Raw genomic sequence first — 17288 nt, forward strand, 5'->3', positions numbered from 1 at the left:
TCTCCCTATAGTTTGTTGACGGCTCCCATAATCTCACTCAATTCATCAAGCGTTAAGTCTTCATCAGTGAAATCAGATGCGCTCCACTCTCGGTTTTCTTTGCCGGTACAATGCTCAATGATGTTTTCCAGAGTCTGTTTAAAATGCCTGGAAAATGTTTGGATTCTTTTTTCCTCAAATTGAACCCTGTTATAGATGATGTGCATGTTCAGGCACCCCGAAGAAACGGCGCCGCTGATATCCAGTGCATAAGGACGCTCCCAGTTCGGGCTGATCTCATTTCCTGGCTTGATGTCAGACACCTCAAAGGCATTTGATTGAATATCCTGATCAAACTGGCCTAAATAATTAAAGCTGATTTCTGGGCTGTTTTTCTGAGAGCCCCATCTTTTGCTGATATATTTCAGCACGCCGTAGCCCGCGCCTTTATGCGGTATACGGTGCAGCATATCTTTTGTCTGTTTAATAAGGTGGCCCAGCCGCTCTTCTTTGTCCTTATGATCGGAATCTCTCATATCAAGCCACACAGGATAAATGGAGGTGAACCAGCCAACAGTTCTGCTAATATCGATGTCCTCAAGATATGATTCCCTTCCGTGGCCCTCCATGCTGATTTTAAATTGGTTATTTCCCGTCCATTTCTGCAAAGCAAGACCTAAAGCTGTCAGAAGGATATCATTCATCTCCGTGCTGTAAGCTTTATGTGCAGCCGTTAATAGTAATTCTGTGTGATGGCGAGATAGCTCAAAATCAATCACTTCTGTATCTTTGAATGTGTTAGATGCTGCGTCATTGTCTTTTGGAACAGGCTGGATGTGACGGTTCTCGCACTCATCCCAGTACGCTGCTTCGCGCTGCACCTGGCGGCTTTTAGAGTAGTCAGCTATTCTTTGTGAATACGTTAAATATGAATCTGTTTTTTGCGGCAGTTTAATAGATTCTCCTGAGACTGCCTGTTTGTAAGCAGCTGAAAAATCCTCGAACAAAATTCGCCAGGAAACCGCATCAACAACTAAGTGATGAATCGTCAGAAATAAATGGTCACCATTCTCGGTTCTAAACAATCCAGCGTGAAGCAAGGGGCCGGTTTCCAAACGAATATGTTCTTGCATCCGGCTGGCTGCTTCCTCAATCGTGTTCCGTGCTTCTGTTAGGCTATCCTTTACATCAAACAGTTCAAGTGCATATAGCTCCTCATCTGAAAGATCTATCCCTCTGTTTATCTGCACCTGCCTGCCATCTTCATGCCGGCATACGATTCTCAGTGCATCATGATGAGTCACAAGGCTTTTTAGTACTTTTCTAAGCGCAGCCTCATCAAATCGTTCAGCCCGGTAGATCATAACGGACTGGTTAAAATGATGGCTTTCCAGAGATTGCGAGAAAAACCACTGCTGGATAGGTGTCCAAGTCATCTCGCCTTCGACCGGGCCTTGATCAATGGCGCGTACGTTTTTTCGAACCCGGGCGGACAGTTCACCAAGAGTCTGATGTTCAAACATCTCACGTACTGTCGTTTCAAATCCGCGCTGCTTCAGTCTGGCACAAACCTGCAGCGCTTTAATAGAGTCTCCGCCAAGCTCAAAGAAATTGGCGCTTACACCCAGCTCATCTACATTAAGAAGCTCCTCCCAAATTTCAGCCATCACCGTTTCAATCTCATTTCTAGGACTGATATCATCAGCTGTATAAGCGTGTTTTTCAGGCTCTGGCAGGGCTTTCTGATCGAGCTTTCCATTAACAGTCACTGGGATGCTGTTAATTTGTATCATACGGGCAGGCAGCATAAAGTCAGGCAAGGCGTTTTTTAGGTAAGTTCGGATGTCTGATATATTCGCAGCCTGTTGATCTTTTATCACTATATATGCATATATAGCTGTTTGCCCTTGCTCGTCTGCTCTGGTAATGACAGCCGCCTCTTTAATCATTGGATACTGAAGAAGTGCCGCTTGGATTTCGCCTAACTCAATACGGTGCCCTCTGACTTTCACCTGCTCATCAATGCGGCCTAAGTATTCCAGCTCGCCATTTGACAGGCGCTTAGCAAGATCTCCTGTTCGGTATAATCTGTCTCCCGGAAGATAAGGATTGGATACAAAACGGTCAGCGGTCAGCTCATCTCTGTTGAGATATCCCCGTGCCACACCTTCGCCGCCTATATACAGCTCCCCTGGAACTCCGATCGGCTGCAGATTCATATGAGCATCCATCACATAAGCCTGCAGAGTTGAAAGCGGCCGTCCGATATTGCTTTTATTTTTTGCAATGTCTGCTGCGGACAATTTTTTGAATGTTACATGGACCGTTGTTTCTGTAATACCGTACATATTAATCAAATCAGTATGAGGATATTTTTCATTCCAGCTTTGAAGCAATCCGGGCTGTAAGGCTTCGCCGCCAAAAATCACGTAGCGGATGTTTAAATGATCTGTATGATTTTGATCTTCAAGCATCAAGCCGTAAAAAGCAGTCGGGGTCTGATTGAGTACAGTGACGCGCTCTTTTTTTAACAATAAACGGAATGCATGGGGGTCACGGGCTGTTTCTTTAGAGACCACGACTAATGTACCTCCGTTCAATAGTGCACCGAACATCTCCCATACAGAGAAATCAAAGCAATAAGAATGAAATAACGTCCAGACGTCTTCATGGTTAAATTCAAAAGGCAGGTTTTGATGTTTTAAAAGACTGATCACATTGCGGTGCTCGACAATGACGCCCTTTGGCTGGCCAGTCGTTCCAGATGTGTATATCACGTATGCGGGCTGATCCGTTACTATTTCTTGAATGTTTACATCAGCCGGAATTGAGTCGTTTTCACATTCATCGATATACAAAATATGTCCGGTGTAGTCTGCAGGTTTGTTTCGACCGCGCTCTGTCAGCAGCCGTTTTGCTCCGCTGTCATTGAGCATAAAGCTAATACGCTCCTGAGGATATTCAGGATCAATCGGCAAATAGGCCCCTCCAGCTTTTAAAATCGATAAAATGCCAATGATCATATCAGGTGACCGATCGAGCATCAGACCGACGATATCCCCAGTGCTGACTCCTTGTTTGATCAGCATAGCAGCTGCCCGCTCGGCTTTTTCATTCAGGTCTCGATACGTAAGCTGAGAATGGCCGCACACCACTGCGATATGCTCCGGATATTTAGCGGCTTGCTTTTCAAATAAGCTTACTATGTTTTCATTTCTGGGATAAGCTGCATACTGCCCCATTTTTTCAAGGAGCAACCTACGCTCTGCAGCAGGAAGCAATTGCATGTCCGAAATTCTCATCTCGGTATCCGCCGTTACCCCTTTCACCAATTCAATAAAATAGGATGCCCACTGCGTAATGGTTTCTTCTTCAAAAAGAGCAGTGCTGTATTCAAAACGGCAGCGTATTCCACTCGGATGCTCCTCAGCGTGTAATGTTAAATCGAATTTAGATATATCATGTTTAGGAGTGACAGACGAAATCGACAGACCAGGCACTTCGAACCGGAAATCTTCACTGCTTTGAAGCACAAGCATCGCATCGAACAGCGGGTTGCGATTTACCTCCCGATTTGTATCGAGCTTATCTGCCAGCTCCTCAAAAGGATAATCCTGATGCTCGTAAGCGGTCAGAGCCAGGTGGCGAATGTCCTGCAAATAGGAGCTGAACGTTTTGTGGCCCTCGGGCTTGCTGCGCATCGCCAATGTATTGACGAACATCCCGATGACGCGCTCCAGATCAGCGTGCGGTCTTCCGGCAGCAGGCGAACCGACAACAATATCCTCTTGCCCGCTTAGCTTAGATAACAAAATAGAATAGACAGCCAGAAGAATCATATACAATGTTGTTCCCGTTTCAGCCATTAAACGGTGCAGCTCATCAGCCATGTCTTTATCAATGTTGACTTCAATTGTTCCACCGCTGAAATCAGGGAGACGCGGCCTTGTTTTATCAAGCGGTAATTCTAGTGTAGGAAGACTCCCGCCAAGCTGACCGAGCCAGTAGGCCTCCTGTTTTTTGTATAGCTCTTTCGGGTAGTTCTCTTGCTGCCAAACAGCAAAATCCTTATAATGCAGGTTTAAAGCTGGCAACTCTTTTCCGCAATATAAGTCAGTAAATTCTTGGACAAGAGTGCTCATCGAGACACCGTCGGCAATAATATGGTGCATATCGAGCAGCAAAAAGCCGCGATTATTGCCCATTTTAATGACACATGCTCTAAAAAGCGGACCGGATGATAGATCAAACGGTTTGATAAAAGTCTCGATTGCAGACTCAAGCATTTGTTCTGATTCCATTTCAAGCTCTTTTAGATCAAAAGCTATCTCTGGATAAATGATCTGCACAGGCTCGTCTCTGTCAAGCACAAAAACAGTCCGTAATGCTTCATGCCGATTTACAAGTTCTGTGAGAACGCTTCTCAACCGCTGGCGATTCAGATTTCCGCGTAATTCAAGTACAGCTGGCATGTTGTAGCCTGTGCTGTCATCTGCCAGCTGATGAAGAGCATATAATCGTTTTTGCGAGAAAGACAGCGGATAGACATCTCTTTGATCCGCAGGTTCAATCTGTGTAAAAGCGTGTTCTTTTAAGCTCATCAATTTGCCCGCCATGCTTTCAACCGTCGGATATGAAAACACCTCACTGAGCGGCAGCTCGACATTAAGCTTTTTATGTATTCTTGATACTAGTGCGGCCGCTTTTAAGGACTGTCCGCCTAACTGAAAGAAATCATCACGAATGCCGATTTGCTGTTTATTCAGCACATCTTCCCAAATATGTGCGAGATCAGCTTCGATTAAGGTTCGGGGCGCCATATATGTGACACTCGTATTGTTTTCTGGTTCAGGAAGCGCAAACCTGTCAAGCTTGCCGCTGGATGTTAATGGCATCCGGCCGATGTTGATAATACTTGCTGGGATCATATAGGACGGCAATGTCCCGGCAAGATGCTGATACAAATCTGGGAGGCTGTTTCCCTTTTCTGGAACGATATAAGCAACAAGCTCCTTTTCCTCAGCAGAAACATCACGGGCCAGTACCGCGGCTTCCTTTACCCCCGGTGCTTGTCGAAGAACTGTTTCAATCTCTCTCAGTTCAATACGGTAACCCCTAATTTTTACTTGATCATCAAAACGTCCAATATATTCAATCGTTCCATCAGGCAAAAAGCGGCCTGCATCACCTGTTCGGTATAAACGTTCCCCTTCAAGGAATGGATGATCGGAGAATGCTTTCTGTGTCAGCTCTTGCTGTTTGTAGTATCCTCTCGCAAGACCCGCGCCGGAAATACACAGTTCACCCGCCGCGCCGATCGGCTGCATTTGATTTCCGTGCAAAACAAATACTTTTGTGTTTCTGATCGGGTGTCCGATCGTGATCCTCTCTTTTTCATTCAGATGCCGCAATATTGTTGTTGCCACACTGTTTTCTGTGGGCCCGTATTCATTTGCCAGTTCTGCAGAAGGACAAATCATTTGACTCAACTCAAGCAGATCAGGCGTGACCGCTTCACCCGCAAATGTCACAATACGAAGACTTTTTGCATCGTCAGCAGTCATCACTTCCAATAACACCCTGTACAGGGAAGGAACAATGATCATGTGGCTGACCTTATAACGGGCTATTTTTCGCTTAAGGGCCAGCACATCCTTCGCTTCGTCATCTGTTGTCAGCAGTACGCACGCACCAGACAAAAGCGGGGTAAATAAGCTCGTTACACAGCCGTCAAACACGTACGAAAACAAATGGAGGGATATATCCTGTTCGGCCATGCCATACTCTTCCCGTCTCCATTGCAATGTATTGGCAATACCGTGATGATCTACTAAAACCCCTTTAGGGCGCCCCGTCGTTCCCGACGTATAGATCAAGTAGGCTAGGTCACCTGGCGGCATATTTGGCGCTTCTGTTTGGTAACTTTCTGTATGTTCTATCGTTATCGTATTTCCTTCATAGGACGGAGGGATCAAGGAAATAAGGTCTTCTTCTATCAGCAATTGAGCCGCTTGACTGTCCTTCAGCAGGAAAGAAAGACGTTCTGCTGGAAAATGTGGATCAAGCGGCATATAAGCGCCGCCTGCTTTCCAAATCCCAAGCAGAGCTGCAGGCATGTCCATTGACCGTCCCATCATCACAGCCACGATATCTCCAGATCCAACGCCTTTTTCTATCAGGGCGTGCGCAATCTGATTGGCTCTTCCATGTAATTGGCGATAGGTCCAGCATTCGTCTCCCATTTTCAATGCAGCAGCTTCAGGTGTTTTGTGAGCTTGTTCCTCGAACAATTGGGGTATCGTTTTGTTCACATAAGGACGCTCAGTTTCGTTAAACAATTGGATAATCTGTTGCTCCTCCGGCGGCACGATATTGATGTCACTGACGGCAACATCGGGATTTGTCAAAATGCAATCTAGTGCTTGCTTTAGATGCCCCTGAATCCTCAGCATCTCCTCCCGCTCGTAAACGGCTGCGTTGTAGCTGAATTTGATATAAAATGATTCTCCCGGAACGATAACGATATTAAAGTCGTAATTTGTTTGCTCCGACATTGAAATATCACCCAGCTTCAGCACATTTGCGTCATTCTCACTCTCAATGCGTAATGCCTGATCAAGCTGTACAGGATAATTTTCAAATACAAAAATATGATCGATCAAACCTTGCTTTAATGGACTATGGTTTTGAATGTCATAAAGCGGGTAATACCCATGCTGTTCAGATGATAAAATATCCTCTTGCACGGCTTTGACCAGCGAAGAAAACGTCATGCCCTCCACAGATCGAATTCGCACTGGGACTGTATTAATAAACAAGCCGACCATTGATTCAATCCCGTCAATCGCTGACGGGCGTCCCGAAATGACGGAGCCAAAAACGGCATCATCTGCAGCATTATATCGATGGAGCAGCACGCCCCAAATACTCATAAACAGCGTGTTTAATGTCACTCCCCAGTTTTGGGCAGCCTCTGTCAGTTTCTCAACCATATCCGGCGCTAATGAAAAGCTGACCTGGTCGGCTTTATAATCCCCGTCTGCCGTGCGGCGCTTTATCCGGGGAATAGAAGCAGTATTGCCGTACTCCTTCAAATATTCGCTCCAGTAGGCAGCAGTCTCTTCTTGATCTTGTTCTCCGAGCCATTCAATATAACGGCTGTACGGCACCGTGCTGCCAAGCTGTACAGGTGAGTTATTTTTGAGCGAATCATACATGCTGAAAAACTCTTTAAGAATAATGCCGAGACACCAGCCATCCATGATGATATGGTGATGTGTCCAGACACATGTATATTGGCTGTCTCCTCTATCAAAAAGGGCAAGACGCATTAAAGGATCTTTTTGCAAATCAAATCCTTTTTCCCGATCCTTAGTCATAAAAGCATCAATCAGCGTCTGCTGTTCTTGATCAGCCTTGCGAGAAATATCTTCTCTATATACTGTCAATTCCCGGTTTGATAAGACTACCTGCTGCGGACCTGTAAGATCTGGTACTTCTTTAATGAAAATCGTTCTGAAAATATCATATCTAGAAACAAGAAGGTTTAAGCTCTTTTGAAACGAGTCGACGCATAGATTCCCTGTGATCGTAAACGAGGTCTGTTCGATATATGCTTTCGAGCTGAAATCCATTAGTGAATGAAACAGCATTCCTTCCTGCATGTGCGATAACGGATAAATATCTTGAATTTGTGCCGATTGTGCCATCAATTCCACACACCTTTTCAAAAGTTAAAGATCTTTCACGAGATCTTCGATGCTAGATAATGCAGACAACGTTAATTCCTTATTGCTGAAATCGCTCAGTGTTTTTTCGCGTGCTTTTTTCTGCGAACAATGCTCAATCGTCTCGATAAGATGCCTGTGAAAACGATCCATAAAGCACTCAATTGAGTGTTTGCTGAACACTTGGGTGTATACCGCTTTTACTTGAAGCCGTCCGTCCGTAATGAGAGCATTGATGTCCAGCTCATACTCTCGTTCTCTCTCACCCGCTATTTCGTAACGGGGCTGGTAATATGATAATTGAAACGTTTCAGCTTCCTTCTCTTCGCTAAATTGACCGAGATAATTAAAGCTGACCTCAGGCTCTTTATGCCGCAGTTCTCCTATCTGTGTTAACAATCCGTATCCAGTTCCTTTGTTCGGTACTCTTCTCAGCATATCTTTAGTCGTCTTAATTCGGTATGCGAGCTGATCCTCGAAAGGCTCGGGAATACCCATGTCTAGCAGAATAGGATAAATGGAAGTAAACCATCCAACGGTCCTTGAAATATCAATGTTTGGCACATGCCCTTCTCTGCCGTGTCCCTCAGTGCTGATCACGATTTGGTCATGCCCAGTCCATTCAGAAAGCGCCATTCCTAAAGCCGTAAGCAAAAGTTCGTTGGCATCAGTGCCATAGGCTTGCTGGGTTTCAAACAGCAATTTTTCAGTCCAGTCCCCGGATAGTACAAACGCTGCTGCGTCGCTGTTCTTTTGGAGTCTGTCCGGCACATTTTCTATGTCCTTAGGAAGAAAAGCAGTGTGAGCGTCTAAAATCGTTTGCCAATACGGTTTCTCTGAAAGCAATTGTTTACTTTCAGCTATTTGGGTAAGACCATCGGCGTAGGATAAATAAGAATCCGTTTTTGGCGGTAATTGGATTTCTTTCTTTTCTAAAGCCTGTTGATATGCTGCAGCTAAATCTTCAAGCAGAATTCTCCAAGAAACGCCATCTATCACAAGATGATGAAGTGCAATCAGCAAATGATCCCCTTCTGCCGTTTTAAACAAACCTGCTTGCAGCAAAGGCCCTTTTTCTACATTCATTTTGCTTTGAATGACGGTTTCCTCAGCGGCAAGTTTTTCATCAAGGTGAGTCCTTTCCAGCGATGCTTTTGTCCAATCTGAAATATAGAGGCCAAACAGTTCATGATCCTTGTGATTGATTCCGCGATTAAACTGAATGACATGGCCGTTTTGGTCACGCTGGAAAATCATGCGAATGGCATCATGATGCTCGGTTATTTTACGCAGCGCTAGATGAAGCGCGTTAGCATTGAATCCTTTTTCACTGAAAAGCATGACGGACTGGTTGTAATGATAGTGAAAAGCATGTACCTGTCCGAAAAATCTTCGCTGAATCGGGGTGAGTTCAGCTTCACCTTCCGCAGGTCCCTGGTCCGCTTGAGATGCCAATGGTGTGATATGTCCGCATAGTTCCTGAATCGTTGAATAACGGAATAAGTCGCGTATTGTCATGCTCCAGCCTTCAGCTGCCAGACGTGCTGCTACTTGTAATGCTTTAATTGAGTCTCCGCCAAGCTCAAAAAAGGAATCGTGAATGCCGACTCGTGACATGCTCAGTACATCTTCCCATATATACGCCATAGTTTTTTGTATGTCGTTAACTGGTGCGGTATATGGACGCGATAACACATTATTTGGAGCCGGCAAGGCATTTCTGTCCAGCTTTCCGTTTAGGGTTAGCGGCATGTTTTCTAAAGGAATCAGATGTGCAGGAATCATATACGCTGGCAGCTCCTTTGTTAAAGCAGCACGGAGAGCATTCGTATTGACGTCTGAAGGCACAATATATGCTGCCAAACCAGCCTGTCCATTTTTATCATGCTGAACGGCAACAGCAGCTTCTCTGACAAGCCCCGTTTGAAGCAGAACACTTTCAATTTCTTCTGTTTCAATTCTGTATCCATTTATCTTTACTTGATAATCCATTCGGCCAAGAAGCCGGATCGTTCCGTTTGGAAGCCAGCATGCTCGATCACCGGTTCTGTACAGCCTTTCTCCAGAGACAAATGGATTTTCTGTAAATTTCATTTGCGTTAAGTCAGGTTTATGATGATAGCCTTTCGCAACACCTGCCCCGCCGATGCACAGCTCGCCGGCAACACCGATCGGCTGAATTTGATCAGTCTGGTTGAGTACGTACATGTGTACATTCGGCAGCGGGCTGCCGATTGGTACGTTATCTCCCGTACACTCTCCACCCATACTGGTTTCATAGAAGCTCGAATCAATGGTTGCCTCTGTGACACCATAGCTATTAATGATGCGCATGCTTTGGCCAAAGCGATCTGTCAATGTTTTGAAATCTTGAGCTTTCACCATGTCGGAGCCAAGAATCAGTATGTCTAAGTCAGGAAGCTTGAACTGGTTACGGTATACATACTCCATCACCGGGATAATGAGAGCCGGTGTCGACTCCATCACCGTGATTCTCTGAGAGTTCATGATTTTATATATTTCAGCAGGTTCCAGCCGTGTTTCATCTGGGCAAACGATTAGAGTCCCGCCGTTGGTCAATGTTCTCGCCAAATCTCCTGAGAAGACATCGAATGAAAAGCTCGCGATTTGAAGCAGTCTGACAGGCTTCCGATCCAGTTCATAAATTTGACGCCAAGCAAGAGCAGCATGAGTAAAGTTCTGATAGGTGACAATAACACCTTTAGGCGCACCCGTCGTTCCTGACGTATAAATGATATATACCGGCTCTTCAGGAGCAGGAGATAAGTTAAAGTTGCAGTTACTTTCTTCAGAAGAGCCCTCATCGTCAAGGAAGATGTGAGACATTTCAGATTCGGGCGAGTTCGAAATCAAATGCTTCAACTCTCTCTGTAAAAGAAGAATATCTGCCCCGCTATCACGAAGAATGTATTCAATACGAGCTTTTGGATAATGTGAATCGATTGGGATATACACTCCGCCAGCTTTCATCACTGCCAGCACCCCAACAATTGCATCAATGGACCGCTTGGCTAAAACAGCCACAGTTGGCTTCGGTCCTTTTCTGTTTTGCAATGTTCGTGCCAGACGATTGGCTCTTTCATTTAGAAGGCGATAGCTAATCTCTGTTTCGTTATCAATAACAGCTATATGTTCTGGAATTTCTTCAGCTTTCGCTTCAAATATGCGATGAAAAGGAACATCTTTTTGAGCAAATTCAACCTGAGTTTTGTTAAATTCAAAGACTATTTTTTGTTTTTCTTTATCACTAAGTATGTTTATTTGTGCAAGGCTTGTTTCAGGGGTTGAAAGTGCCGCATGCAGAAATTCGATAAAATGATCAGCCCACCGTTCAATCGTAGCTTTTAGGAATACTTCTGTACTAAATTCCATTTCGCAGCAAATAGATCCACTTATTTCCGTAGCTATTAATGTGATATCAAATAAAGAAATGTGATGTGCGAAATTGGCAGGCCGGACTTTTATTTCTCTCAGATCTATGTCCTGTTTTTCCACATTTTGAAGGATAAACATCGCATCAAACACTGGGTTCCGGCTCATATCTCGTGTCAATTCAAGCTTATCGACAAGCTCTTCGAACGGGTAATCTTGGTGCTCAAAGGCTTCCAATGCTGTCTCACGCACTTCCTGCAAATACTGCACAAACGGTTTCCCGCCCTCCGGACGTGTCCGAAGCGCCAGCGTGTTCACAAACATGCCGAGTATCGGCTCAAGATCCTTGTGCGGCCGGCCGGCAATTGGCGAGCCGACGATGATATCTTCCTGTCCGCTTAAGCGTGACAAGAACGCGGTGTAAGCCGCGAGGAGCACCATGTACAGTGTGCTTCCGTTTTCTCGTGCCAGCTTGTGAAGGCCTGATGCAACCTCTTGATCCAGCGTAAATGAGACCTTGTCACCCGCGAAGCTTCGCACCGGCGGGCGGGCATGATCAGCCGGAAGATCCAGCACAGGCAGCTCGCCCTCGAGCTGCTTCAGCCAGTACGCCTCTTGCGTTTTGTACGCGTCTCCTGTTTTGAATCCTTCTTGCCATACGGCATAATCTTTATATTGAATGCGCAGTGCCGGAAGCTTCCGATTATTGTACAGCTCGCCGAATTCCCGAATCAGAATGTTGACGGAAACACCGTCTGAAATGATGTGATGCATATCAACCAGCAACAGGTGCCGCTCATCTGATACCTTTACGATTTGGGCACGGAACAGCGGCGCTTGGCTGAGATCAAACGGTTTGATAAATGCGGCTGCGGCCTCCTCTTCGGTTCGTGCGCCGAGAACTGTAGTCTGTAACGTAAACGGCACCTCGTCATGGATGTGCTGCACCGGATCGCCTCCTGCGTCCTGTTCGAAGGCGGTTCGAAGCGACTCGTGGCGCTTGATCAGCTCTTTGAAAGCTCTGTCCATCCTTTCAGGGTTGAGCTTCCCTTCGAGCTCTAACACAGCCGGCATATTGTAGCCTGTTCCTCCGTCCTCCAGCTGCTGAAGGACATAAATCCGCTTTTGGGCAGAGGAAACCGGATAGGTTTCCTGTTTTTCAGCGGGCTTAATCGCTTCATATGGACTGTCCGTTCCTTCACGGATAACGGTAGCCAGTCCTTCTACCGTCGGATGGGCAAACACATCTTTTAGCGGCACCTGTACATCGAATTCTTTGGCGATCCGTGAGACAAGCGCTGTTGCTTTTAAGGAATGCCCCCCGCGGTCAAAAAAGTTATCGTGAATCCCGACAGGGCCATTTTTCAGCACGTCCTCCCACAGCTGAGAAAGCTTCATCTCAGTCACGTTTCTCGGCGCCGTGTAGGTCTCCGCATCTGCCGCTCCGCCAGGAGCTGGCAGGGCGTTTCGGTCGAGCTTTCCGCTTGGCGTAACCGGCCACTGTTCCATCTCTATCATATAGGCTGGGACCATGTAGCCCGGCAACAGTCTCTCAAGCTGTGCTCGCACTTCGTTTCTTTGGAGCCCTTCTATATAAGCGCATAATTCCGGCTCGCCGCTGTCTGTCCGTACGGTAACGGCCGCCTCCCTTACACCTTCTATACTTCTTAGTGCCGCTTCAATTTCTCCCGGCTCAATCCGGTAGCCGCGGATTTTTACCTGATCATCCGTGCGCCCGAGGAATTCAACATTCCCGTCAGGGAGCCAGCGCGCCACATCCCCGGTTTTGTACATGCGTTCACCCGGGTAAAACGGGTCCTTAAGAAAACGCTCCTCCGTTAATGCCGGCCGATTCAAATAACCTCTGGCAACACCCGCTCCGGCAATGTACAGTTCGCCGGCGACACCAGAAGGCTGTACGGCTAAATGTGGATCTAAAACATACAAACGCGCACCGGGTACGGGCTTCCCAATCGGAATCCGCAAACGGTCCCTGTCCCGTTCTGGGTCCAACACGTAAAATGCCGCGTCTACCGTTGCTTCTGTCGGCCCGTAACCATGGATTAATGATACCTGCGGCAAGATAGAAGCAAAACGGGCTGCCGTACGCGGCGCAAGCGGTTCACCTCCGGCGAATACACGCTTTAGGTTTGTTCCGTCACCGAGCGCTAACATTTCCGCTTGATCGAGAAAGCTGTTCAGCATAGCCGGAATAAAATGAGCCATTGTCACTTTTTCCTGATGAATGGCTTGTACGATCAACGCGGGGTCTTTTTCCCAGCCGGGCGGAAGCAGATACGCCGAAGCGCCGGAAAGCGACCACCAAAACAGCTGCCAGACAGACGCATCAAAGGAAAAAGAGGTTTTCACCATGACAATGTCATCTTCCGAAAGCGGAAACTGGTGCTGCATGCCGGTCAGAAAAGAAACAGCCTGGCGGTGCTCAACGGCCACTCCTTTCGGCTGCCCGGTAGAGCCCGATGTATAGATGACATAGGCGAGAGATCCGCCGTCAGCAGGAGTAAACTCATGGTTTTCTGCTTTTTCGCTCGCGAGAGATGTCATGTCCACTTCAAGCGTTTCGCCAGAAAAGTTCGGTGCGGAGCATCCCGGCTGTGTCAGCAAGAGCGATGCCCCGCTGTCTTTCAGCATGTAGCTCAGCCGCTCCTTTGGATACGCAGGATCAAGCGGCAAATACGCCCCTCCGGCCTTCAATACAGCAAGGACAGCGATCAGCATGTCAGGTGAGCGTTCAGACAGGATACCGACGATACTTTCGTTTGTGACGCCGCGTGCCGCAAGGTGCGCAGCCAGCCGGCTGGCGTACATATCAAGCTCAGCGTATGTCAGCGAACCGCCTGAAAAGCGAATGGCCAGCCGCTCCGGTGTGAAAGCTGCCTGTCGCTCAAACAGCCCATGCAGGGTGAAAGCTTTAGGCGAAACAGCTTCCGTCTTGTTAAACTCATACAACAATTTTTGCTTTTCTCTTGTATTCGTCATATCTAATTCTCTTATAAAGCTGTGCGGATGTTGAAGGGCGTTTTCCAGTATGGTAAGCAGATGAGATTGTATTCGTTTAATATCCTCAAGAGAAAACAAGGTATTTTGATAGTCGAAATTTAATTGAATGGTTCCATTGTCTATCCGTTCTTGTATTTGAACTGAAAGCTCGTTCGCGGTGTATCCGCTGAAATAAAGCGCTGTTTCATAGTCAAAATCATCTGCATTATGCCACTGAAGTGGCTGATACTGCATAGATATACCGATAAGGTTGTGTAAATCCTTCTGTTCATTTCTTAATTCATTTACAAGCAAATTATAAGGAAACCGTTGATGACGCATAACAGAAAGCTGTTCCCTGCCTATTGTGCGGACAAAGGAAAGAAAATCTGTGTCAGGATCAACCGTTATTCTGATTGGAAGAGAACTAACGAACATGCCGAGCATTTCTTTTTCAGCCTTTGACCCTCTGTTGCCATAGTAGGTGCCAATGGCAAGATCTTTTTTAGAAGTGATTCGGCTGATGCATATGTAAAATGAAGCCATAAATAAGGAAATGATATTGATCTTGTGTTCTTCGCAGAAGATTCGAATCGTTTGCTCTAGATCAGGTGAAAGAATGATGGTATCTCTGGATGCAGATGTGCTCTGTTTTTGTAAGGACGCCTGGTCGGCTAACGAGTGGTATTCCAACGGGTGCTCAAAGGTTTGCGTCCAAAATAAACGGTCCTTTGCAAACCGCGGAGATTGTAGATATTGACTCTCTTTTTCGATGTAGCTCAAGTAAGAAGGTTCCGGCTGATCAGGTAAAGGATCTTTCTTTTTCATTTTTTGATAAAGATCTATAATTTGATTTCCCATCACGTTTAAAGAGATTCCATCCATTATGATATGATGGAATTTCGCAAATAGCCAAACTTCATGAGAGTCAATTCTAAGGAGGTAAAATTGATAAAGAGGCGAGTTGAACAGTTTAAATGGAATGCTCGCTTGATCCTGAATCCATTGCTCTATTTCTATCATTTCAATTTTTGAAAAATCAATTATTCTAAGTGGATAATATTTATATTCAGTAAGGTGCAATCGCGGCTCAAGCTCTTCTCCTTCTAACAGCTGAAATCTAATGGCGTCGTTGCGGGAGATGGAATGATTCAGCGCTCCCTCCAGAGTATCAAGCTCAATATTGCCTTTGAATTTCACACAGGCTGTGAGATTGCAAATGCTGGTATTTGGCTCCAGCAGTTCGGTAAACCACACTCTCCTTTGGGCATGGGTTAAAGAATAAGTATGTTCGCTCAACGGATTCCCTCCAGTTCTCATAATAAGAGGATAAGAAAAAGTAGAAAAAAGCAGAAAAATGACAATAAAAGAAATTATATGACTATATAATCCATATATGCACTATATTAACGGATATTTTTTAAAGTACAATAAAAAACATTAAATTTTTATAACATTTTTTTGAATATAGTATTATTTCTTTATTTTTCGTTTCTTTTTTTATCAAATTTCCGGATATAAAGTGATAAAAGTATTGTTTTGTATAAGGTCTTATACACTACTTTTTAATCGAACTAATTTGCTTTTGCGCATCATTCTTCTAATTGTTGGAAGGTTCGACAAAGCGTTATTACAGACATAAAAAAAACCTGTTTTCTCTTGGAAAACAGGTCTGCCGCTATTATTGATTTGCCAAAATGACAGCGATTTGATCCTCAATATCTTTTCCATCCTCTTCATCAATCAATCCATTTAGAAGAATAGAGAATACAAGTTTTTTTCCGCTCTTTGTTTCTGCGTACCCCGATAGAGAGCTTACCGTACTGAGCGATCCGGTTTTTGCTCTTACTTTTCCTTGTGCAGGAGTGTCTTTCATGCGGTTTCTCAGCGTTCCGCCCACCATTCTGTCAGGATTGCCCGCAACAGGTAAAGAATTTAGATAAGCCGAGAACCAACTCTGATCCTGAATGTCATATAACAGCTGTGAAAGTTGATCTGAGGATACAGCATCAATATGTGAGATTCCTGATCCGTCCCTTAAGACGAGTGATTTAGAATCAACACCAAATTCCGGAAGCGTACTGTTTAACACTTCGAGCCCCTTTTCCCAGCTCCCTTCTCCTTTTTTCACTTTCCCCATCTCTTTTACGAGCACTTCGGCATGTCCGTTATTACTTAATTTCATGAACGGCACAAAAAGTTTCGATAAAGGCATTGAGCGATGAGAGAGCAGCACATCTGAAGAACTAGGTGCTTCACCCGTCTTGATGTCCCCTTTCACAGTAATACCTTGTTTTTTTAGTGACTGCTTAAATAAATCTAAGGCATATCCGGCAGGCTCCCAGACAGAAATCCATTCCTTTGTCTTGTTTGCGTCAACCGGTACGCTCCCTTCAATAGTAATCGTGTTTGTTCCATGCTCTCTTTCGATTGTGAGGTCTTTCTCTGAACCGGCAGCAGTCGTTTTAGCATCGTTCTTTATCGTTATATAATCGGTTTTCGGAGAGACAGACACGGCAGGCTCTTCCCCTTCTTTTTGATTTGGGGTGACCTCAACAATCACAGTGCCTGCATCATAGTCTTCGTTTGGAGACGCTGTTAGAGCGGAGATTGGCGCGCCATAATATGTGTATTCATCGCTCCAAGGCATATCAGGTGATAATCGCATGTCATCATGCCACGTATCATCACCGATCAGATTGCCTTTAATTACTTTTACGCCGGAATGTTTCAATTTCTCAGCCATTTTGTCAAAATCAGATGGTAAAAGTGTCGGATCGCCTTTCCCTTTCAAATAAAGGTTACCATTCAGCTTTTTCCCTTTCAGTGTTCCATCCGTCCGGACCTCGGTTGTAAAAGAATAGTTCTCGCCAAGGACAGAAAGTGCCGCGGCCGCTGTCAAAAGCTTTAGAGAAGAGGCAGGCCTCATTCGGGTTTCTCCTGAATGTTCATATAGAACAGCACCTGTTTCCGCAGAGCGAACGGTGATGCCGGCCATTGCGCCTTCGAGGGCAGGATGATCAGCTAAAATCTTATCGATCTGCCCGGAAAGTGCATCTTGTTTTTCAGCGGCAAGCGCAGCCTGATGCATATAAGGCACCGAAGCAACGACGAAAAGCAGTAAAACAGCAACATAAAGCTTTATGCTTTTTTTCATTCATTTCCCCGCCTCTCTGCGCTTCATCATTG

The 17288-nt window shown here is 45.5% G+C and carries 3 protein-coding genes; all 3 read right to left on the reverse strand.

Features of this window, described 5'->3' with window-relative positions; translation table 11 throughout:
* Positions 1 to 5 precede the first annotated feature (5 nt).
* The 3 genes from ppsB to dacB all read right to left on the reverse strand — a co-directional run bounded on the left by ppsB (position 6) and on the right by dacB (position 17256).
* Positions 6 to 7688, reverse strand: coding sequence for a plipastatin non-ribosomal peptide synthetase PpsB (ppsB, locus tag WA279_RS16040; RefSeq protein ID WP_336155970.1), 7683 nt, complete (start codon positions 7686 to 7688; stop codon positions 6 to 8).
* A 24-nt stretch (positions 7689 to 7712) separates the two neighbouring features.
* Complete coding sequence (gene ppsA, locus WA279_RS16045; protein ID WP_336155972.1) at positions 7713 to 15398, reverse strand: plipastatin non-ribosomal peptide synthetase PpsA; 7686 nt, start codon at positions 15396 to 15398, stop codon at positions 7713 to 7715.
* Positions 15399 to 15780: 382 nt separating this feature from the next.
* Positions 15781 to 17256 carry a D-alanyl-D-alanine carboxypeptidase/D-alanyl-D-alanine endopeptidase gene (gene dacB / locus WA279_RS16050; RefSeq protein ID WP_015714036.1) on the reverse strand — a complete coding sequence of 492 codons (1476 nt, stop codon included), beginning with the start codon at positions 17254 to 17256 and terminating at the stop codon, positions 15781 to 15783.
* Positions 17257 to 17288: the final 32 nt, after the last annotated feature.

The organism is Bacillus sp. 204(2023) (assembly GCF_037027505.1).
GTDB classification, from domain to species: domain Bacteria; phylum Bacillota; class Bacilli; order Bacillales; family Bacillaceae; genus Bacillus; species Bacillus subtilis.

Coding starts and splice junctions, on each gene's coding strand:
- dacB (WP_015714036.1), bottom strand. CDS start 17,256: ATGAAAAAAAGCATAAAGCTTTATGTTGCTGTTTTACTGCTTTTCGTC.
- ppsB (WP_336155970.1), bottom strand. CDS start 7,688: ATGGCACAATCGGCACAAATTCAAGATATTTATCCGTTATCGCACATG.